General features: G+C 61.6%; 15 protein-coding genes. 10 read left to right on the top strand and 5 right to left on the bottom strand.

Annotation, left to right across the window (positions count from 1 at the left end):
• Positions 1-7: 7 nt before the first annotated feature.
• From soxZ to ACNQ62_RS08545, 10 genes are all read left to right on the top strand, one after another.
• Positions 8-337 (top strand): thiosulfate oxidation carrier complex protein SoxZ, encoded by a 330-nt coding sequence (soxZ, locus tag ACNQ62_RS08590; RefSeq protein WP_418094659.1) that lies wholly within the window; start codon positions 8-10, stop codon positions 335-337.
• A gap of 27 nt (positions 338-364) precedes the next feature.
• On the top strand, positions 365-1,219 hold the full coding sequence (gene soxA / locus ACNQ62_RS08585; protein WP_037943598.1) for a sulfur oxidation c-type cytochrome SoxA: 855 nt from the start codon (positions 365-367) through the stop codon (positions 1,217-1,219).
• A 96-nt stretch (positions 1,220-1,315) separates the two neighbouring features.
• Positions 1,316-3,019: a thiosulfohydrolase SoxB gene (gene soxB, locus ACNQ62_RS08580; RefSeq protein ID WP_418094658.1), complete on the top strand. Its 1,704-nt coding sequence runs from the start codon at positions 1,316-1,318 to the stop codon at positions 3,017-3,019.
• Positions 3,020-3,043: 24 nt separating this feature from the next.
• Entirely contained in the window at positions 3,044-4,306 is a 1,263-nt protein-coding gene (soxC, locus tag ACNQ62_RS08575; RefSeq protein WP_418094657.1) for a sulfite dehydrogenase, read from the top strand.
• Entirely contained in the window at positions 4,290-5,315 is a 1,026-nt protein-coding gene (locus ACNQ62_RS08570) for a c-type cytochrome (RefSeq protein WP_418094656.1), read from the top strand. The genes soxC and ACNQ62_RS08570 overlap by 17 nt, the downstream gene beginning before the upstream one ends.
• 72 nt (positions 5,316-5,387) lie before the next feature.
• Positions 5,388-5,825, top strand: coding sequence for a DUF302 domain-containing protein (locus ACNQ62_RS08565; protein WP_005851974.1), 438 nt, complete (start codon positions 5,388-5,390; stop codon positions 5,823-5,825).
• A 182-nt stretch (positions 5,826-6,007) separates the two neighbouring features.
• Positions 6,008-6,892 (top strand): MBL fold metallo-hydrolase, encoded by an 885-nt coding sequence (locus ACNQ62_RS08560; RefSeq protein ID WP_051577563.1) that lies wholly within the window; start codon positions 6,008-6,010, stop codon positions 6,890-6,892.
• A 4-nt stretch (positions 6,893-6,896) separates the two neighbouring features.
• Positions 6,897-8,624: a SulP family inorganic anion transporter gene (locus ACNQ62_RS08555; RefSeq protein ID WP_418094655.1), complete on the top strand. Its 1,728-nt coding sequence runs from the start codon at positions 6,897-6,899 to the stop codon at positions 8,622-8,624.
• A 101-nt stretch (positions 8,625-8,725) separates the two neighbouring features.
• The gene (locus ACNQ62_RS08550) at positions 8,726-10,294 is read left to right on the top strand and encodes a class I adenylate-forming enzyme family protein (protein WP_418094654.1); all 1,569 of its coding nucleotides are present in this window, start codon (positions 8,726-8,728) and stop codon (positions 10,292-10,294) included.
• A gap of 14 nt (positions 10,295-10,308) precedes the next feature.
• Positions 10,309-11,880, top strand: coding sequence for an acetolactate synthase large subunit (locus ACNQ62_RS08545; RefSeq protein ID WP_418094653.1), 1,572 nt, complete (start codon positions 10,309-10,311; stop codon positions 11,878-11,880).
• 83 nt (positions 11,881-11,963) lie between these two features.
• Here the strand turns inward: ACNQ62_RS08545 and ACNQ62_RS08540 are convergent, their stop codons facing one another.
• The 5 genes from ACNQ62_RS08540 to ACNQ62_RS08520 all read right to left on the bottom strand — a co-directional run bounded on the left by ACNQ62_RS08540 (position 11,964) and on the right by ACNQ62_RS08520 (position 19,289).
• On the bottom strand, positions 11,964-14,402 hold the full coding sequence (locus ACNQ62_RS08540; RefSeq protein ID WP_418094652.1) for a mechanosensitive ion channel domain-containing protein: 2,439 nt from the start codon (positions 14,400-14,402) through the stop codon (positions 11,964-11,966).
• Positions 14,403-14,563: 161 nt separating this feature from the next.
• Positions 14,564-15,820, bottom strand: a complete 1,257-nt coding sequence (locus ACNQ62_RS08535; protein ID WP_418094651.1) for an OpgC family protein — start codon at positions 15,818-15,820, stop codon at positions 14,564-14,566.
• Positions 15,795-17,573 carry a glucans biosynthesis glucosyltransferase MdoH gene (gene mdoH / locus ACNQ62_RS08530; RefSeq protein WP_418094650.1) on the bottom strand — a complete coding sequence of 593 codons (1,779 nt, stop codon included), beginning with the start codon at positions 17,571-17,573 and terminating at the stop codon, positions 15,795-15,797. The genes ACNQ62_RS08535 and mdoH overlap by 26 nt, the downstream gene beginning before the upstream one ends.
• The gene (locus tag ACNQ62_RS08525) at positions 17,566-17,730 is read right to left on the bottom strand and encodes a hypothetical protein (protein WP_418094649.1); all 165 of its coding nucleotides are present in this window, start codon (positions 17,728-17,730) and stop codon (positions 17,566-17,568) included. The genes mdoH and ACNQ62_RS08525 overlap by 8 nt, the downstream gene beginning before the upstream one ends.
• Positions 17,727-19,289 (bottom strand): glucan biosynthesis protein, encoded by a 1,563-nt coding sequence (locus ACNQ62_RS08520; protein WP_418094713.1) that lies wholly within the window; start codon positions 19,287-19,289, stop codon positions 17,727-17,729. The genes ACNQ62_RS08525 and ACNQ62_RS08520 overlap by 4 nt, the downstream gene beginning before the upstream one ends.
• Positions 19,290-19,467 lie beyond the last annotated feature (178 nt).

Here is a 19,467-nt window from a genome sequence, read left to right as displayed (position 1 = left end):
GAAAAACATGGCATCTGGTGTAAAACCCCGCGTCAAAGTCCCCAAGTCAGCAGCGGCTGGCGAAACCATCACGATCAAGACCCTGATCAGCCACAAGATGGAATCCGGCCAGCGCAAGGACGGCGACGGCAACACGATCCCGCGGTCGATCATCAACCGTTTCACCTGCGATTTTAACGGCGAGAATGTGATCGATGTCGCGATGGAGCCCGCGATCTCGACCAACCCGTATTTCGAATTCGACGCCACCGTGCCCGAAGCGGGGACATTCACCTTCACGTGGTATGACGATGACGGCGATGTCTACGAGGAAACCAAAGACATCGCGATCAGCTAAGCGTCTGCATCCTTGGGAGGAACAGGAATGAGCAATTTCACAAAAGGTCTGGGCGCGTGCCTTGCTGCGGCGCTGATGTCGACGGGGGCCTTCGCCGATCCCGTGGATGATACGCTGGTGATCAACGAAGAGATCGACATCGTGACCCGCACTGCCGCCCCCGCGCATATGGCGGACGCGGTAGACGAGGTCATGTCGGGCTGGCTGTTCCGCGGCGCCGAGACCCGCGCGATGCAGGCCGATGATTTTGACAACGCCGGCATGATCTTTGTGGAACAGGCCGAGGACGTCTGGAACACCGCCGACGGATCAGAGGGTAAATCCTGCGCGGATTGTCACGGGGCCTCGGCCGAGATGGCGGGCGTGCGTCCGGTCTATCCCAAGTATGTTGAATCTGCGGGCGAGGTGCGCACGCTGGAAATGCAGATCAACGATTGCCGCGAGAACCGCATGGGGGCGGAAAAGTGGAAATACACTGGCGGCGACATGGTGAACATGACGGCGCTGATCTCCTCTGTCTCGCGGGGGATGCCGGTGAACATCGCCATCGACGGTCCGGCCCAATCCACATGGGAGCAGGGCAAAGAGATCTACTATACCCGTTTCGGCCAGCTTGAACTGTCCTGTGCCAATTGCCACGAGGACAATTATGGCAACATGATCCGTGCCGACCACCTGAGCCAAGGCCAGATCAACGGCTTCCCGACTTACCGTCTGAAAAACACCAAGCTGAACGCGGTGCAGGCCCGTTTTAAAGGCTGTGTTCGCGACACCCGTGCCGAGACCTTTGACCCCGGCAGCCCCGAGTTTGTCGCGCTTGAGCTGTACGTCGGCTCGCGCGGGAACGGGTTGTCGGTCGAAGGGCCCTCTGTCCGGAACTAACCTGAAAAGACCCGTTTCGCCGATGCGAGGCGGGTCTTTTTATTATATTATTATTCAAATATGCGCATATGAATTGCGCGTCGAAAAGGCCAACCTATGATCTCTCGTCGTGATTTCCTTCAGGCCAGCATGGCTGCAACGGCTTTGTATGGTGCGTCGTCCTTTGGCAACTGGGGCAAGCTCGCCGCGCAGCAGGCGTTGACGCAGGATAAATTGCTTGAATTCGACGCCTTCGGCAACGTCAGCCTGATCCACGTGACCGACATCCACGCGCAGTTGAAACCGATCTATTTCCGCGAACCTTCGGTCAACATCGGTGTGGGCGAGAACCGCGGGAAGGTGCCGCATCTGACCGGCGCGGATTTCCGCAAGCTTTACGGGATCGCGGACGGCGGCGCCTCGGCCTATGCGCTGACCTATAACGATTTTTCCGCTCTGGCGCAGGGCTATGGCAGGATGGGCGGTCTGGACCGTGTGGCGAGTGTGATCAACCAGATCCGCGCGGACCGGCCCGATGCGCTGCTGCTGGATGGCGGCGACACCTGGCACGGCAGCTACACCTGCTACCACACGCAGGGTCAGGACATGGTCAACGTGATGAATGCGCTCAAGCCTGACGCGATGACCTTTCACTGGGAATTCACGCTCGGCTCTGACCGCGTGGCAGAGATCGTCGAGGGGCTGCCCTTTGCCGCCCTGGGGCAGAACATCTTTGACGCCGAATGGGACGAACCGACAGAGCTTTTTCCGCCCTACAAGTTCTACGAGACAGGCGGCGTTAAAGTCGCGGTGATCGGGCAGGCTTTCCCCTATATGCCGATCGCCAACCCCGGCTGGATGTTCCCCGAATATTCGTTCGGTATCCGCGATGAACGGATGCAGGAAATGGTGGACGAGGTCCGCGCCAAAGGGGCCGAACTGGTCGTCTGCCTAAGCCACAACGGCTTTGATGTGGACAAGCAGATGGCAGGCGTGGTGACGGGGATCGACGTGATCCTGTCGGGTCACACCCATGACGCGCTGCCCGAACCTGTGCTGGTGGGCGAGACGATCATCGTGGCCTCGGGGTCGAACGGCAAATTCGTCAGCCGCGTCGATCTGGACGTGCGCAACGGCCGCATGATGGGCTTCCGACACAAGCTGATCCCGATCTTCTCTGACGTGATTGCGCCTGATCCGGCGATGACCGCGCTGATCGACGCACAACGCGCCCCCTATCTTGACCAACTGACCGAAGTCATCGGCACCACCGCCGAAGACACGCTGCTGTACCGGCGCGGTAATTTCAACGGCACCTGGGATGACCTGATCTGCGACGCGCTGCTTTCCGAGCGCGAGGCCGATATCGCGCTGAGCCCGGGTGTGCGTTGGGGGCCGTCGATCCTGCCGGGGCAGGACATCACGCGCGAGGATATCTGGAACGTCACCTCCATGACCTACCCCGAAGCCTACCGGACCGAGATGACGGGTGAATTCCTGCATGTCGTGCTGGAAGATGTGGCCGACAACCTGTTCAACCCTAACCCCTATTACCAGCAGGGCGGTGACATGGTGCGCACAGGCGGGCTTGGCTACCGCATTGACGTGACCCAGCCCCAAGGCAGCCGCATCACTGAACTGACCTTGCTGAAAACCGGGGAACGTATCGATCCGGCCAAGACGTATCAGGTTGCAGGCTGGGCCAGCGTGAACGAAGGCACCGAGGGCCCCGCGATCTGGGACGTGGTCGAAAGCCACATCCGCAAGCAGAGCAGCGTGTCGCTGGACCCCAACACCAGCGTCATCGTCAAGGGCGCGTAACAGGGCAGCATGAAAGGCAAGGCCATGGCACCACGGAAGACAGCGAACAGACGCGCCTTCTTGCGTGGCGCGGCGACTGCTGGACTAGGGGCGATGGCGGCCCGTAGCGCCGCCGCGCAATCGCCCGATCCTTTGATCGTTGAACCGCAACCCTGGGCGCAGGGCTTGGGCGATGGGGTCGATGTCACGCCCTACGGTCTGCCAATCCGGTTCGAGCAGGACGTGGTGCGGCGCAATGTGCCTTGGCTGACGGCGGATACCGTCAGTTCGATCAACTTCACCCCGATCCACGCGCTGGACGGTACGATCACCCCGCAGGGCTGCGCCTTTGAGCGGCATCACTCGGGCGCGATCGAACTGTCGAAACAGGATTACCGCCTGATGGTGAACGGGCTGGTGGACCGTCCGCTGGTGTTCACCTACGCCGATCTGGAGCGCTTCCCGCGCGAAAATCACGTATATTTCTGCGAATGTGCGGCCAATTCGGGCATGGAATGGGCGGGCGCGCAGTTGAACGGGGCACAGTTCACCCATGGCATGATCCATAATATGGAATACACCGGCGTGCCCCTGCGGTTGCTGCTAGAGGAAGCCGGTTGTGACCCTGCGGGCAAATGGGTGTATGTCGAGGGGGCGGATGCGTCGTCGAACGGGCGGTCGATCCCGATGGATAAGGCGCTCGACGATGTGCTTGTCGCGTTCAAAGCGAATGGCGAGGCGCTGCGCAAGGAACACGGCTACCCCGTGCGGCTTGTCGTGCCGGGGTGGGAGGGCAACCTCTGGGTCAAATGGCTCCGCCGGATAGAGGTCGTGGACGCGCCCGTCGAAAGCCGCGAGGAAACGTCGAAATACACCGATACGCTGGCCGATGGCACCAGCCGCAAATGGACGTGGGCGATGGACGCAAAATCCGTCATCACCGCACCAAGCCCGCAAGCGCCGGTGCCCCATGGGGCGGGGCCTTTGGTGATCACCGGGCTGGCATGGTCGGGGCGCGGTGCGATCACCCGCGTGGATGTGTCTACCGATGGTGGCGCAAGCTGGCAAACCGCGCGACTGGTCCAAAAGGGCACGCCGATGGCGCTCAGCCGCTTTTATCTCGATGTGCAGTGGGACGGCACAGAGATGCTGCTGCAATCGCGTGCGATGGATGACACGGGCTATGTCCAGCCGACGAAAACGCAACTGCGCGCGGTGCGGGGGCTGAACTCTGTCTACCATAACAATGGCATCCAGACATGGTGGCTGCACGCGGACGGGAGCGTTGAAAATGTCGAAGTTTCTTAACACCATTGCTGCATGCGTCATCGCCACGGCCACGGCTTTGCCCTTGGCGGCGGCCCCCTTCGGTCTGGGCCGCGCCGCACTGCCGGAAGAGATCGCCGCCTGGGATGTGGACGTGCTGCCCGATGGGCGCGGTCTGCCCGAGGGGCAGGGCGATGTGCTGACGGGCGAAACGATCTTTACCGACAAATGCGCAGCCTGCCACGGGGACTTTGCCGAAGGCCGCGGGAACTGGCCTGCGCTCGCGGGCGGTCAGGACACGCTGGCGGATGCCGATCCGGTCAAGACGGTCGGGTCCTATTGGCCGCATCTGTCGACAAGCTTCGACTATATCCGCCGATCCATGCCCTATGGCGATGCGGGAACGCTGACGGCGGATGAGGTCTATGCCATCGTGGCGTATATCCTGTATTCCAACGATCTGGTGGCAGAGGAATTTACCCTGTCCAAAGACAACTTCGCCACGGTCCGGATGCCCAATGCCGACGGTTTCCTTCGCGATGATCGCAACACCACCGAAGTGCCGGGCTGGCAGATCGATCCGTGTATGGAGGACTGCAAGGAAAGCGTGAAAGTCACCATGCGTGCGCTGTCGCTGGATGTGACACCCAAGGACGCCGCCCCCGCGACTGTGCCGCAACAAACGCCCGTTGCCGATGTCGAGCCAGCGTCAGAGCCTGCTGCCGACCCCGCCTTGCTCGCCGATGGAGAGTTGGTGTTCCGCAAATGCAAAGCCTGCCATCAGCTGGGCAAACGCGCCAAAAACCGCGCGGGCCCGGTCCTGAACGGGATCGTCGGTGCGCCTGCCGGTGGGGTCGAGGGGTTCAAATACTCGCGCGCCCTGATGGCGCAGGCAGAGGATGGGCTGATCTGGACACCCCAGACGCTGGACGCCTTTCTGGCAGCACCGCGCAGCTTTATGAAGGGCACCAAGATGGGGTTTTCCGGCTTGAAAAGCGATGCCGAGATCAAGGCGGTGATCGCGTATCTCAACAGCTTTCCCGCCCCGTGACGGTGCGCATGATTGGCGACGTACGGCGAGGGTGATAGGATAGGCCTGCGCCCGTTTGTGAAAGGACCAAGGATGAGACCGTTACAGATTGCCGCAGCACTTTGCCTTTGTGCCGCGCCGCTCGCTGCTCAGGATCAGGCCGTGACCTACGCCTATGACGGTAGCTTTGACGATGCGACCTTCGCGGTCGAGAACGCGATTGTCGGCAAGGGGCTGGTGATCGACCACGTCAGCCACACGGGCGAGATGCTGGCCCGTACCGCCAGCGACGTCGGCAGCGATGTCGAGATCTTTCGCGCGGCAGATGTGTTTCTGTTCTGCTCTGCCGTGGTGTCGCGCAAGGTGATGGAGGCGGACCCGATGAACATCGCCCATTGTCCCTACAGCATCTTTGTCACCGACATCGACGGCGCGGTCTCTGTCGGGTATCCGACCTACCCGGACGGCCCCATGCAAGAGGTGCAGGCCCTGCTGGACGAGATCACGCAAAGCGCGCTGGACGGGTTCTGAATGCTGCCGCTGTTGCGTAGAGCAGGCGGCAGGCACAGGACGCTTTGTCGCGGCGGCTGTGGCGGTCGGGCAGCACAATCCGCTTCCTTGATAAAAAATTCCATAGTATGAATATGTTCGACTCGACGACGGGGCGCAGCCTTCAGATGTCGGGCGAAAAAGCGCAAACGGAGCAGGTGACCATGACTGAATACCCCGTGAATATGGATGTCATCCCCGATGTCTCGGGCCATTTTGATCCGGTGACCAATACAATCAGCTATATCGTGCGGGATCCGAACTCCAACGCCTGTGCGATCATCGATTCCGTGATGGATATCGACTATGCCGCCGGACGGATCACCTATGACCACGCGGACAAGCTCATCGCCGAGGTCGAAGCGCAGGGGCTCGCGCTGGAGTGGATCATCGAGACCCACGTCCATGCCGACCACCTGTCTGCCGCGCCCTATATCCAGCAAAAGCTGGGCGGCAAGATCGGCGTCGGAGAGCAGATCATGACCGTGCAGGACACTTTTGGGAAAGTGTTCAACGAGGGGACGGAATTCCAGCGCGACGGCTCGCAGTTCGACGCCTTGTTCAAGGATGGCGACCGCTACCGCGTCGGGGGCATGGAATGTTTTGCTATCTACACCCCCGGTCACACGCCCGCCTGCATGGTGCATGTCATGGGCAACGCCGCCTTCACGGGCGATACGCTGTTCATGCCCGACGGCGGCTCTGCACGCGCGGATTTCCCCGGTGGCGACGCCGGAGAGCTGTATGACAGCATCCAGAAGGTCTTGTCCCTGCCGGACGACATGCGTCTGTTCATGTGCCACGACTACGGGCCCAATGGGCGCGATATCCAGTGGGAAACCACCGTGGGCGAAGAGAAGGCGCATAACATCCATGTGGGCGGCGGCAAAACGCGCGAGGAATTCATCGCCTTTCGCACCGAACGCGACGCGCAGCTGTCGATGCCGAAACTGATCATCCCGTCGCTTCAGGTCAACATGCGCGCCGGGCATATGCCGCGTGACAAGGACGGGAACCTGATGCTCAAGGTGCCGGTGAACGGGTTGTAATCGGGTGCGTATCCCCGCCGCTGCCCGCCGCTATCTGCCTGTCCTCGACTGGGGGCGCGACTATGACAAGGCGGCTTTGTCCAATGATCTGATCGCGGCGGTGATCGTCACGATCATGTTGATCCCGCAATCGCTGGCCTATGCGCTGCTGGCAGGGCTGCCGCCCGAAGCGGGGCTCTATGCATCTATCGCGCCGATCCTGCTTTATGCCGTCTTTGGCACCAGCCGCGCGTTGGCGGTGGGGCCGGTGGCGGTGGTGTCGCTGATGACAGCCGCCGCCTTGGGCAATATCGCTGATCAGGGCACGATGGGCTATGCCGTCGCCGCGCTGACGCTGGCCTTGCTGTCTGGGGTGATGCTGCTGGTGATGGGCGTTTTCAAACTGGGGTTTCTGGCGAATTTTCTGTCTCACCCCGTGATCTCGGGCTTTATCACCGCCTCTGGTGTGATCATCGCCGCCAGCCAGATCAAGCATATTCTGGGCATTGATGCCTCTGGCGGCAATCTGGCAGAGCTGCTGATGTCGATCTGGGCCAATCTGGGCACGGTGAACGGGACGACGGTGGGGATTGGTGTGTCCGCGACGCTGTTTCTGTTCTGGGTGCGCAAGGGGCTGAAACCTTTCCTGCGCGCGCGTGGCGTGGGCCCACGGGCGGCGGATGTGGCGACCAAGGCGGGGCCCGTGGCGGCGGTGGTTGTCACCACATTGGCGGTCTGGGCCTTTGATCTCGCGGGGCAGGGCGTCAAGATCGTGGGGGCCGTGCCGCAAAGCCTGCCGCCGCTGACGCTGCCGGACCTGTCGTTCGAACTGATGGGCAGCCTGCTGCTGCCGGCTTTTCTGATCTCTGTCATCGGGTTTGTTGAATCCATCTCTGTCGCGCAAACGCTTGCCGCGAAACGGCGTCAGCGGATCAATCCGGATCAAGAGCTGATTGGTCTGGGGGCGGCCAATATCGGCGCGGCCTTTACGGGGGGCTATCCGGTCACGGGCGGGTTTGCGCGGTCTGTGGTGAACTTTGACGCAGGGGCGCAGACACCGGCGGCGGGGGCCTATACCGCCGTGGGGCTGGCCGTGGCCGCACTGGCGCTGACGCCGCTGGTCTTCTTTCTGCCGCAAGCGACCCTGGCCGCGACAATCATCGTGGCCGTGCTGACGCTGGTGGATTTCTCCATCCTGAAAAAGGCATGGGGCTATTCCAAATCCGATTTCGCTGCCGTGCTGTCGACCATGTTGATCACCTTGGGCAGCGGGGTCGAATTGGGGGTGACCTGCGGGGTGGTGCTGTCGATCTTTCTGCATCTCTATAAAACCACCAAACCGCATATTGCCGAAGTCGGGCTGGTCCCGGGCACCGAACACTTCCGCAATATCAACCGCCACGAGGTAGAGACCTGCCCAACGGTGCTGACCCTGCGCATCGACGAGAGCCTGTATTTCGCCAATGCGCGGTTCCTGGAGGATTGCATCTACGACCGGCTGGCGGGCAACACCTGTCTGCGCCATGTCGTGCTGATGTGCTCTGCCATCAACGAGATCGACTTTAGCGCGCTGGAATCGCTTGAAGCGATCAACGCACGGCTGCGCGACATGGGGATCAAACTGCACCTGTCCGAGGTCAAAGGCCCTGTCATGGACCGTCTGAAAAAGCAGCATTTCATCTCGGATTTGACAGGCAGCGTGTTCCTGTCCCAGCATGCAGCCTATGTCGCCTTGGGAAAAGCTGCCGCATAGTCACCCATCGTTTGCAAGTTTCTGTTTGATCGTTACAACTGCTGTCAGGGGCTGCGGAACGGCGTTCCGCAGCGGGGAGAGAACTATTTCAGGACAGTGATATGATACCGATCAATCCGCCGGCACCGGCGACGACACCCACGAAAACCATCGTCGAGGTCGTGCGCGACAACGCCAAAGCACATCCGGAAAAACTTGCGCTGGTCTGTGGCGGGCAAACCGTCAGCTGGGGGGCATTCGACCAGCGCATCAACAAGATCGCCAATCTGCTGCTGTCGATGGGGGTGAGCAAGGGCGACAACATCGCGATCATCTCGCCCAATTCCATTCCTTATGCAGAACTGTTTATGGGCATCCTGCGGGCAGGGGCCTGCGTGACGCCGCTGTCGACGATGGCCTCGCCCGACGCGCTGCAAAAGATGCTGACCGACTGCGGCGCACGCGCGATCTTTGTCGCGGCGCAATACCTTGAACTGGTCGATGGCTTTATCGCTGATCTGGATCTGGCGCGCTTTGCCATTGATTTCGACCATCCCGCATTTCAGCCTTATGGCGCTGCGGTTGACGGGGCTTCGGACTCCGACCCCGAAATCCAGATCGAGATGTCGGATGCGTTCAACCTGATCTATTCCTCGGGCACGACCGGCACGCCCAAGGGCATCTTGCACAATCACTGGATGCGGTCGGCGCAGATGGACCGCGTGTCGCCCAACGGATATGACGATAACGCCCGCACGCTGCTGTCGACGCCGCTGTATTCCAACACAACGATCGTGTCCTTCCTGCCGACGCTCTATGGCGGCTCGACCGTCTATCTGATGCCGAAGTTTGACGCCCGCGGATACCTCGAGATCGTGCAGCGTGAAAAGATCACCCACACGATGCTGGTGCCGGTACAGTACAAACGCATCATGGACGTGCCAGACTTTGACGCCTTCGACCTGTCATCGATGCAGGTGAAATTCTCCACCTCCGCGCCGCTGAGGGCCGAGGTCAAGGCGGATGTGCTGGCGCGCTTTCCCGGCAAGCTGCTGGAATACTATGGTCTGACCGAAGGCGGCGGGGTCACGGTACTGAACTCTGCCGAACATCCCGACAAGCTGCACACGGTGGGCCAGCCTGCGCCGGGCAATGAAATCCGCCTGATCGACGAGACCGGTGCAGAGGTTCCCAAGGGCTCCGTGGGCGAAATTTGCGGCCGCGGGCCGACGATGATGGCAGGGTATTTCGGGCGCGATGACCTGACCGCTGACTACATCTGGCGCGACGCAGCGGGCAACGTCTTCTTCCGCTCGGGCGATATGGGCCGTTTCGACGAGGACGGCTTTTTGATCCTGTCGGACCGCAAGAAAGATATGATCATCTCGGGCGGGTTGAACATCTATGCCGACGATCTTGAACTGGTGCTGCTGGCCGACCCCGATGTGACGGATGCCGCCGTGATCGGCGTGCCCTCTGACGCTTGGGGCGAAACGCCTTACGGGTTGGTGGTGCTGCGCGAGGGGGCGACGCGTTCGGGCGATGATATCTGCGCTGACGCCAATGCCAAGCTGGGTAAAAGCCAGCGTCTGTCGGCGGTGGAACTGCGCGAAGAGCTGCCGCGCAGCTCTATCGGGAAGATCCTCAAGAAAGAATTGCGCGCGCCCTTCTGGGCGGCGGTTTCTGCGTGAACAAGGAAGATGACATGAGCGACCAAGACGATACAGACCAGATGAACGGGGCCGATAGCCTTGTGCAGACGCTGCTCGATAGTGGGCTTGATACCTGTTTCACTAATCCCGGCACGTCGGAAATGCACTTTGTTGCCGCGCTGGATCACGTGCCCGGCATGCGGTCGATCCTTGTCCTGCAAGAGGGCGTGGCGACGGGGGCGGCGGATGGGTACTACCGTATGGCCGGCAAGCCCGCCTGCACCCTGCTGCACCTTGGGCCAGGGCTCGCCAACGGGTTGTCGAACCTGCATAACGCGAAAAAGGCAGGCTCGGGCGTGGTGAATATTGTCGGCGAACATGCGGTCACCCATATCGAGCTGGACGCGCCGCTGACCTCTGACATCGAAGGGATCGCGCGGCCCGTGTCCCATTGGGTGCATACATCCATGTCGGCGGCGGATGTGGGCGCGGATGCCGCCCGTGCGGTGCAGGCGGCAAATGTGGCACCGGGGCAGGTGGCGACGCTGATGCTGCCCAGTGACACCGCCTGGAACGAAGGCGGCGCTGTCGCGCCCGCGCTAGAGCCTGCACAGCGCCCTGCCTTCGACGCGGCGGCGTTGGAGGAAGCCGTCGCCGCGCTGTCCGGCCCCGACAGCCTGCTGCTGTTGGGCGGTGCCGCGCTGAGCGCCGAGATGCTTGAGATTGCGGGGCGGATCGCGGCCAAGACGGGCTGCAAACTGCTAAGCGAATGGGCCAATGCGCGGCAGGAACGCGGAGCAGGGCGTGTGGTGGTCAACCGCGTGCCCTATCCCATCGATCAGGCGCTGGAGACGCTTGCCCCGTTCAAGCGCATCGTTCTGCTGGGCGCACGCGCACCCATCGGCTTTTTCGCCTATCCGAACAAGCCCGCGATTCTGACCGCCGAGGGCACGCAGATCACCAACCTGTGCACCACCGCGCAGGATATCGCAGGGGCGCTGGAGGCGCTGTGCAGCGGTGTGGGTGCGGCGGACACTCCACCCGCCCATGTGGCCGAAGCCGCCACCTCCGACAAACCCAGCGGCCCGCTGGAGCCGGGCGGCATCGCGCAAGCCCTAGCGCGCACCATCCCCGAGGATGCGATTGTCATCGACGAGGCGATCACCACAGGCCGCGCGTTCTTCCCCGCAACAGCAGGGGCCCCGAAGCACACTTGGGTGAATAACTGCGGCGGGTCCATCGGCTATGGCATGCCTGTGGCGATCGGGGCGGCCGTGGCCTGCCCTGACCGCAAGGTGATGGCGCTGATCGGGGATGGCAGCGCGATGTACACGGTGCAAGCGCTTTGGACGATGGCGCGCGAGGGGCTGGACATCACCATCGTGATCTTCGCCAACCGCGTCTACAAGATCCTGCGCGGCGAGCTGACCAATGTCGGCGTCAGCAATGCGGGGCCCAAGGCGATGGATATGCTGTCGTTGGACCAGCCGACACTTGAATTTGCACAGATGGCAAAGTCGATGGGGGTAGAGGCAACACAGGTCACAGATTGCGAAGCGCTTGAGCTCGCGATCGAGACAGGGTTGGCGCATAAAGGTCCGTATCTGATCGAAGCGGTGATGTAGCGCCTGCGCCAACTACCCGACACGAAAAGGCCCCCGATCAGCACTGATCGGGGGCCTTTTTCTATTTCAGTCATCCGCGTCTGTTAGCGGTCTGCACCACCATCGCCGTCGGCATCATCGCTGTCCGGCACATCGTCTGCCTCGATCGGCTTGGACACGGTTTTGGTCGGCGGCAGGCCTGTGTCCTGCGCGGCGGGGCCTTCGATCTTGAACGGCTGGGTGGTGCCGTCCTTGTTCTCGCCCAGCCAGATGGTCTGCTGTGGGAAGGGGATCTCGATCCCACGCTCGTCAAAGACCGTCTTGAGGTAGCCGTTGTACATACGCCCGATGCCCCATTGCTTGCCGGGATCGGTCTTGATCCGCACGCGCAGCACCACGGCGCTGTCACCAAGGGATTGCACGCCGAACCATTCCAGCTCTCCCATGATGCTATTGGCGATCTCTGGCTCGTTCTCCATCATGCGGTCGAAGGCGTCGAACATGGCCTGCTTGGCCTCTTCGACATTCTCGCGGTAGGCGATGCCCATGTCACAGACCGTGTAGGAGAAGCCGCGCATATAGTTGCTGACCACATCAACGGTAGAGAAGGGGATCATGTGGAATGCGCCTTGCACATCGCGCAGCGAGACAGAGCGCACCGACAGCTTTTCGACGGTGCCAGTGGTGCCGCCCACGGTGATCACATCGCCCACGTTGATGACGTTCTCGAACTGGATGAACACACCGGTGATGATGTCTTGCACCATCTTCTGCGCGCCGAAACCAATCGCCAGACCCAAGACCCCGGCAGAAGCGAGCAGTGGCCCGATATCCAGCCCGATCTCGCTCAGCACGAACATCAGCGTGAGGATGATCAGCGTAATGGTCGCCGCATTGCGCAGCAAGGTGAGCAGGGTGGTTTCCCGCGAGGTTGGCACAGCCCCGTATTCTGGGTTCAGCTTGTAGTCGACAAAGGATGTCAGCGCGAGCCAGATGCCGAAGGCCACCGTCAGGATCAACCCGACAGAGATCAGCGCCTTGGTCACCGCCAGCCCGACCTGCCCCTCAAGCCAGCTGCGCATGTCGATCGTGCCGATCACGTCCAACGTAAAGAACAGCACGCAGACCAGCAGGAACAGCCGCAAGGCGCTGAAGGCGCGGGGGACAAAGGTGTTGATGCGACGTTCCAGCAGCGGCAGCTTGGCGTTCACGTCCTCGGGCAGTGAAATGCCGCGGTGCACGGCCTGTGCCAACCATCCCGACAGCAGGGCGGCGATGATGATCGCGGCAAGGATCTTGCCCGACCCGACAATCGCGTTCAGCGTGACCTCGGCGGGCTGGGTCATGACCACGATGAACATCACCGCGATATAGGCCAGCGCGAACCAGTGCCAGATGCCTGCCAACCCGTGCAGCGTGCGCGCGATAAAGCCGCGGCGCGCCTTTGCGATGGTGGCCGGATCGACACCCTCGGCGGCTTGCGCCTCGCTGGGGTCGGCCTCGCTTTGCAGCCAGCGGGTGACGGCCTTGCGACGGCGCAGCACGATGTAGACAAAATACAGCAGTACGAGAACCGACAGAAGGGCCGACACGCCAGCGCCCGCGGCCGTGTTGACGCTTTGGTTGACGATTGGCACGACCAGCAGTTGCCCGTACCCCAGAACACTGACCACGATGCTCAGATAGCGGGTCAGCGCCGCGGCGGCCTTGTCACCGACGGGCACCAGACGCAGACCCGACGCAACCGGCGACAGGAACGACCGGATGACGACTTTGGTCATTTCGACCAGCAGGAAGGCGTTCAGATACATCGATTGGCGGATGCCGATCTGCCCGACTTCGCCAACGGCGAGGATGGTGATCAGATAACCAGCGGCCCAAGCTACGACAACGATAAAGGCGTCCAGCAGGTTCGACCCCAGAAACAGCCCGATAGAGCGGAAGAGGCCCACATGCTCGGCCGTGCGCCCCATGCGCGCATATAGCCCCCGCGCAAGGTAGCGCAGCACCACAAAGAGCGCGACGGTGATCGCAATGACCGCAAGCAGACCGGGGATCGCTTCCAGCAATACGGTCAGTTCCGCACCGCTGAGGCCAGAGAAGACCTTGCCGCCGCGTTCGAACCCGTTCCAGAAAGAGGTGAGCGTGCTGACCGTGTCTTGGCCGATCTGCTGGGTGATCAGGGCGATTTGTCGCCCGACCGATACCCCTTCGGCATCCGCGGCTTCGGTGATCGTTTCAATCGCGGGGTTTTCATCACCCGCGGGGTCGCCCGAGGCATCCAGCGACTTTTCAAGGTCCGCGATCAGCGCCGCGCGGGCGTCATCGTCCTTAAGCACTTCCAGCAGGGTATCCAGCGGTGCCTTCGCCTCTGCCTCGGGTGTCGTTTCGGTTGTTTCCGTGTCGGAAGACCCGCCACCGGTGAACAGCGATTGCGCCTGCGCCGCGAAAGGGGCGAGCGTCAGGAAGAGTGCCACCACAAGCCCCGTCAGTACGTAGAGCCACCCTTGGGTTGGCATCGCGATCTTTCCGGTTTTTGACATGGGGGCCTCTTTCAACACACTAAATTACACTACGAGATAGGGGAACATTCCCTATTTCCACTGTTTTTCGCTTATGGGCGGTCTTGGACGTAAAGAAAACCCGATGGCAGGGCAAGTCTGCGCATCGGGCGGTCTTTCGGTCATGGCACTAACGGGCTTGTTTACGCTGTGGAACTGCCGGTGATCACCTCGGCGCGCGGGGCCTCGGCTTTGGTCGGGGCGGGCTGCTTTGGCTGGGGCTGTTTGCGGGCGGCTTCGGCCAGCAGGGCGGCGGCATAGCACACAGCGATGGCGGCCAGCGGCAGGGTCCACGGCAGGGCGGTGACCGTAGGTTCGACATCCATCATGATCTGTCCGGCCAGTGCAAGGATCGTCCCTAGCCCAAAGACCAGCAGGCCGTGGCTGCCCATCAGACGCAAGGGGGCGGCATAGCGATGTGCGCAGATGCGGGTCACCACGGGAAGGCACGAAAGCACATAGACCAGCGCGAGGATATGCACCAAGCGCGGCAGCGCGAGCATCGACTTGTTGTGCGTCGTGATGTTGCTGGGCACGCCAAGCCCGCCAAGTTGCGCCATCTTGTGATTCATGAACGACCCCAGACCGGGCACGTAGCGCCAGGCAAAGATGAACAGCAGCAGACCGAGCGCCAGCTTGAACAGGATCGGAGAGGTGCGGACCAACCGTTCGTCCTTGCGATGACGCACGCCAATGGCAAGGCCGATGACAAAGATGAACTGCCAGGTGAGCGGGTTGAAGAACCAGCCGCCGCCACCGGGGTGGTTCGGGATGGTCAGTCGGGTGGCTCCTGCATAAAGCCAGAACGCCCCCGCAACGGCCAAGGTCGTGCGTGGCGCGTAAAGCACAGCGGCGATCAGCGCAGGGCCTGCCAGCAGCAAGACAGTATAGGACGGCAGAATGTTCACATAGCCGATCTGGTATCCCAGCGTGACCAGCCCCGCCATCGCGGCACCGGTCTGGTCATACAAAAGGGCGAGGTTGTGCATTACGCGAAATTCCGAGCGCACAAATGTATCTGCCGCCCAGGCATAAAGACCGATGGCCGCGACCGTCAGCACGATATGCACGATATAAAGCTGCCACGCCCGCCGCCACAGCGGGGCCATCGCATCCCAAAGACGCAGCTCGCCCGACATCCAGCGGCCAATGGCGGGGGAATAGGCGATGCCCGCCGCGATGCCCGACATGATAAAGAACGCCTCTGCCGCGTCGGAGAACCCGATGTTGCGGATGGTCAGATGCTCCCACGGGTTGCCGGGCATGTGGTCGATGATGATCATGATCAGCGCCAGCCCGCGAAACGCATCAATGCGCGGATCACGCGCGCGGCGCGGCAGGTCGACGCCGCGCCGGATGGGAATAAGCTGGGCGTCAGGCCGGTTGGACGATTGTGTCATGCGACGATCCTTCTGGGGCGGCACCCGATCTCAGGTTGTCGCGATATGCTGCAATGACGGCGGGCGTGGCCCGTTCTTGCGGCGTGGTAAAAACTTGGCCGGTGCTCTCGTGCGAGGTCACGGCGATCAACAGCGGCGCAATGGACATGGGCAGCGTCACCGGCAAGAGCCAGAAGATCAGGTTCGGCACCCAAAGATAGACGGCAACAGTCACCGCGACCCCGAACAGCGATACCCAACGGCTGGCACGCCAGCTTTCGGCGAGGGTAAGCCGCCCTTCGCCGCGTGCGGTCGCTGGCCAGCCGCCATCCTTGCCCGCAAAGACCTCGGCGACGGCGCGGCTTTGATACATCAGCATGACGGGCGCAATCAGCGCGGTCAGCAAGATTTCAGACAGGACAGAGCCAAGCGCGCGCAGCGCCCCGCCAAACCCCTTGGCGCGGCCTGTTGCAGCCGCTTCGCCAAAGATCGCGAGCTTGGGCAGCAACAGCAGCCCACCGATCCCAAAGGCAAGCGCCACGATCTGGAAGGTCTTGTCGTCGGGGAAAACGGGGAAAAGCTGATAGGCGTTGGGGAAATAATCAGGGCTGGCATTGGTCGCAGCGGCCAGCAGCGACACGATCAGGAAGGCCCCCCAAGCGACCGATACCAGATAGGCCATGATCCCCTGGACAAAGACGAACCGGCTCCATCCGTGTAGCCCGGGGGCGCCGACCAGACGCATGTGTTGCAGGTTGCCCTGACACCAGCGGCGATCACGGCGCGCAAAGGCGAGCAGATTGTCGGGGCCTTCTTCGAAGGAACCGGCGATGCGGGGGTCCATCTCGACGCGCCAGCCGCCGCGTACCAGCAGGGCGGCTTCGACATAGTCATGGCTTAGGATGGTGCCGCCGAAAGGGGCGGGACCGCTGAGTTCTGGCAGGCCGCAGCATTGCGACAGGGCGCGCACACGGGCGATGGCATTATGCCCCCAGAACGGGCCCGTGCGCCCCTGCATACGGGCCAGACCGCGTGCAAAAACCGGCGAATGAAAGCTGGCAGAGAATTGCATCGCACGGCCAAACAGCGACCCCGCGCCAAAGATCTTGGGCAGGGTTTGCAGCAGGCCAAGGCTCGGGTCTGCCTCCATCCGTGCGACAAGATGGCGGATCGTGTCGCCCTCCATCAGGCTGTCGGCGTCAAGGATCACGACGTATTCATAGGCCCCGCCGGATTTGCGGATGAAATCCTCGACGTTGCCCGCCTTGCGGCCATATCGGTCGGTACGGTTGCGGTAGTAGACCGGGTTCGCAGCGCTTTCATTGCCCAACAGCGGGGCCAGCGCCGCGCGTTCTGCGATCAGGGCGTCGGGGTCAAAAGTATCGGACAGAATGGCGAAATCGACGGGTACGTGCGCGGCCTGCATGGATTGGCGCATTGCCATAATGCGCGCGCAAACCTCTGTCGGGTTTTCGTTGCAGATCGGCACAAGGATCGCCGTCGGGGGGAAATCCGCGTTGCTCAGGTCCATATCAGGGAGGGGATCGAAAGAAGGCACGCCCAAAAACGCCTGCCCCGCCCCCCAGGCCAACCAGGCGGTCGTCAGCGCGATAAGCGCCACGGCGAAGCCGTCCCAGATATCAAATCCGGTATTAAGCCCTGCCTGCGCCAGCGTCGCGGCTGCCGCTGTTGCGCATAGCAGGGCAAAGCAAATGGCACCAACGCGGCTGACCCGCGTGGCACCATCGCGTAAATAAGAGGGCATGTCAGGCATTACGCATGAAGATGCGGCTCACCACCTCGAACAGGGAGGGGCGGGCATCATGCTCTAGCACCTGCCGCGGCATATCCAGCGGGGCAGGGCGAGGCACATAACGGTCAAAGTCGGTCATTTGTTCGGTGGTCGCAGTTGATGTCACAGACGTATTCATTCTTTCAGCCATTGGTATACCCAAGTCTCGGTCAAGCTACGGTCGCCCGCGACCAGATTGGCGCGCAGTTCGACCGTTGCATCAGTTTCGGCGACGACCTCTAGAACCAGTCGCCACATGTGATCGTGGCCGTCGATCTGCTGCAGTACTTGTCCTGCAACTGTGCCGCCGGCGATGTTTACATTGGCTTCAACAACGTTCTCGGCGTTTGGTTCCCCTAAAGTTGCACCTTCGAAGTCGATGACAAACTTTCGGCGATCATTGCGCGGTTTTACGCCCGCGATGCCCCCATTTCCGGCAAGAGTGCGCGATACTTGGGCAAGTGTCGAAGACGCGCCGGGCGGGTTCATCCCCCAGTTCAGACGGTAGGAAATGCTTTTGCTATCCCCCGCCGCGAACCCGTTCTTGTAGGTCCAGAAGGCGACGATGTTGTCGTTCCCCTCCAGATCCGACGGGATCTCGATCAAGCGGACCATGCCTTCGCCCCAGTCCCCTTTTGGTTCGACCATCAGCGTCGGGCGCAGCTCGTAGTGGGCTTCGGCGTCCAGATAGTCGTCAAAGGCACGGTGGCGCTGCACGAGGCCAAAGGATTTCGGCGATTGCGCGCCAAAGTATGAATTGGCGAGCTTGGGCGGGTTGTTCAGCACGCGGAACAGCGTGTCTTGGCCGGTGTTGACCACCAGCGCCTCGCTGTCGTGGACGCGGGCACGGTAATCGTCAAAGCCACCCTGATCGTTCAGCCCGAACAGATACATCGATGTCAGCGGCGCGACGCCCAGTTGCTGCACGTCCTGGCGGAAGAACAGTTCGGTGGTCACATCCATCGTGGTGGTGGCACCGGGTGTCACGGTGAACTTGTAGGCCCCCACGACCGACTGGCTTTCCAGCAGGGCGAAAAAGGTCATCTTCGTCTCGCCGGGTGCGGGACGCTGCAGCCAGAAGGCGCTGAAGCGGGGGAATTCCTCGGGTTCGGAGGTGGCAGTATTCACCGCAAGCCCGCGCGCGCTCAGGCCATAGCGGTTGCCCGACCCCAAGGCACGGAAGTAGCTCGCCCCGAGGAAGGACACGATCTCGTCGAACTGCTGCGGATCGTTCAGCGGCGCATTCATTCGGAAGCCCGCGACGCCGGGCAGTTCGGTACCGGTCGGGATCTTTTCAAGCGCTTTGGACTGGTAGATGAAATCATCCGAGGTAAAGCCAAGCGGCTGCGCCTTGTCATTGACGATCTCGTAAAGCGACACGGTGCCGTCAAACAGCCAGCCGGGGTGATAGGCATGTACCACCGCCTGCGCCGCAGGGCCTTTCCAGATCGCGCTGTCCTCGCGGAAGCGGATGTTGCGGTAATCGTCATAGTCCAGCGTGGTGAAAGGCTCGCCCAGTTGCGTCGGCGCGGTGTACTCTTCACCCGCGAGGCTGCGTGCCCGTTCGATCAGAATATCAAAGGAAAAAGGCTCCGCCGTATCACTGGCCTGCGCCCAGGCAGCAGTGTCTTGCAAACCGGTTGCAGCGGCGAAAGCCAAAGTTGCCCCCCCTGCGCGCAATAGTGACCGGCGAGACATCGGGCGGGAGCGAGACAAATGATGCATCAAAAATGATTCCTGTTCGTTGCTGCATTGCAGAATTCATATAATTACGCGGGAAGTTCAATAACATGAAGCATGATGCGCAAAATTTTGCTGCACAGTGCGGGGTTTACGCGAAAATCGCGAAATCAGCGCGGCATCATCCGGCAATATT

This window comes from Sulfitobacter sp. SBS6 (assembly GCF_048285585.1).
GTDB classification, from domain to species: Bacteria; Pseudomonadota; Alphaproteobacteria; order Rhodobacterales; family Rhodobacteraceae; genus Sulfitobacter; species Sulfitobacter pontiacus.
The sequence above is the reverse complement of the archived record's forward strand: the minus strand, read 5'-3'. Positions and strand labels throughout refer to the sequence as shown.

Coding starts and splice junctions, on each gene's coding strand:
- soxZ (WP_418094659.1), top strand. CDS start 8: ATGGCATCTGGTGTAAAACCCCGCGTCAAAGTCCCCAAGTCAGCAGCG.
- soxA (WP_037943598.1), top strand. CDS start 365: ATGAGCAATTTCACAAAAGGTCTGGGCGCGTGCCTTGCTGCGGCGCTG.
- soxB (WP_418094658.1), top strand. CDS start 1,316: ATGATCTCTCGTCGTGATTTCCTTCAGGCCAGCATGGCTGCAACGGCT.
- soxC (WP_418094657.1), top strand. CDS start 3,044: ATGGCACCACGGAAGACAGCGAACAGACGCGCCTTCTTGCGTGGCGCG.
- ACNQ62_RS08570 (WP_418094656.1), top strand. CDS start 4,290: ATGTCGAAGTTTCTTAACACCATTGCTGCATGCGTCATCGCCACGGCC.
- ACNQ62_RS08565 (WP_005851974.1), top strand. CDS start 5,388: ATGAGACCGTTACAGATTGCCGCAGCACTTTGCCTTTGTGCCGCGCCG.
- ACNQ62_RS08560 (WP_051577563.1), top strand. CDS start 6,008: ATGACTGAATACCCCGTGAATATGGATGTCATCCCCGATGTCTCGGGC.
- ACNQ62_RS08550 (WP_418094654.1), top strand. CDS start 8,726: ATGATACCGATCAATCCGCCGGCACCGGCGACGACACCCACGAAAACC.
- ACNQ62_RS08545 (WP_418094653.1), top strand. CDS start 10,309: ATGAGCGACCAAGACGATACAGACCAGATGAACGGGGCCGATAGCCTT.
- ACNQ62_RS08540 (WP_418094652.1), bottom strand. CDS start 14,402: ATGTCAAAAACCGGAAAGATCGCGATGCCAACCCAAGGGTGGCTCTAC.
- ACNQ62_RS08535 (WP_418094651.1), bottom strand. CDS start 15,820: ATGACACAATCGTCCAACCGGCCTGACGCCCAGCTTATTCCCATCCGG.
- mdoH (WP_418094650.1), bottom strand. CDS start 17,573: ATGCCTGACATGCCCTCTTATTTACGCGATGGTGCCACGCGGGTCAGC.
- ACNQ62_RS08525 (WP_418094649.1), bottom strand. CDS start 17,730: ATGAATACGTCTGTGACATCAACTGCGACCACCGAACAAATGACCGAC.
- ACNQ62_RS08520 (WP_418094713.1), bottom strand. CDS start 19,289: ATGTCTCGCCGGTCACTATTGCGCGCAGGGGGGGCAACTTTGGCTTTC.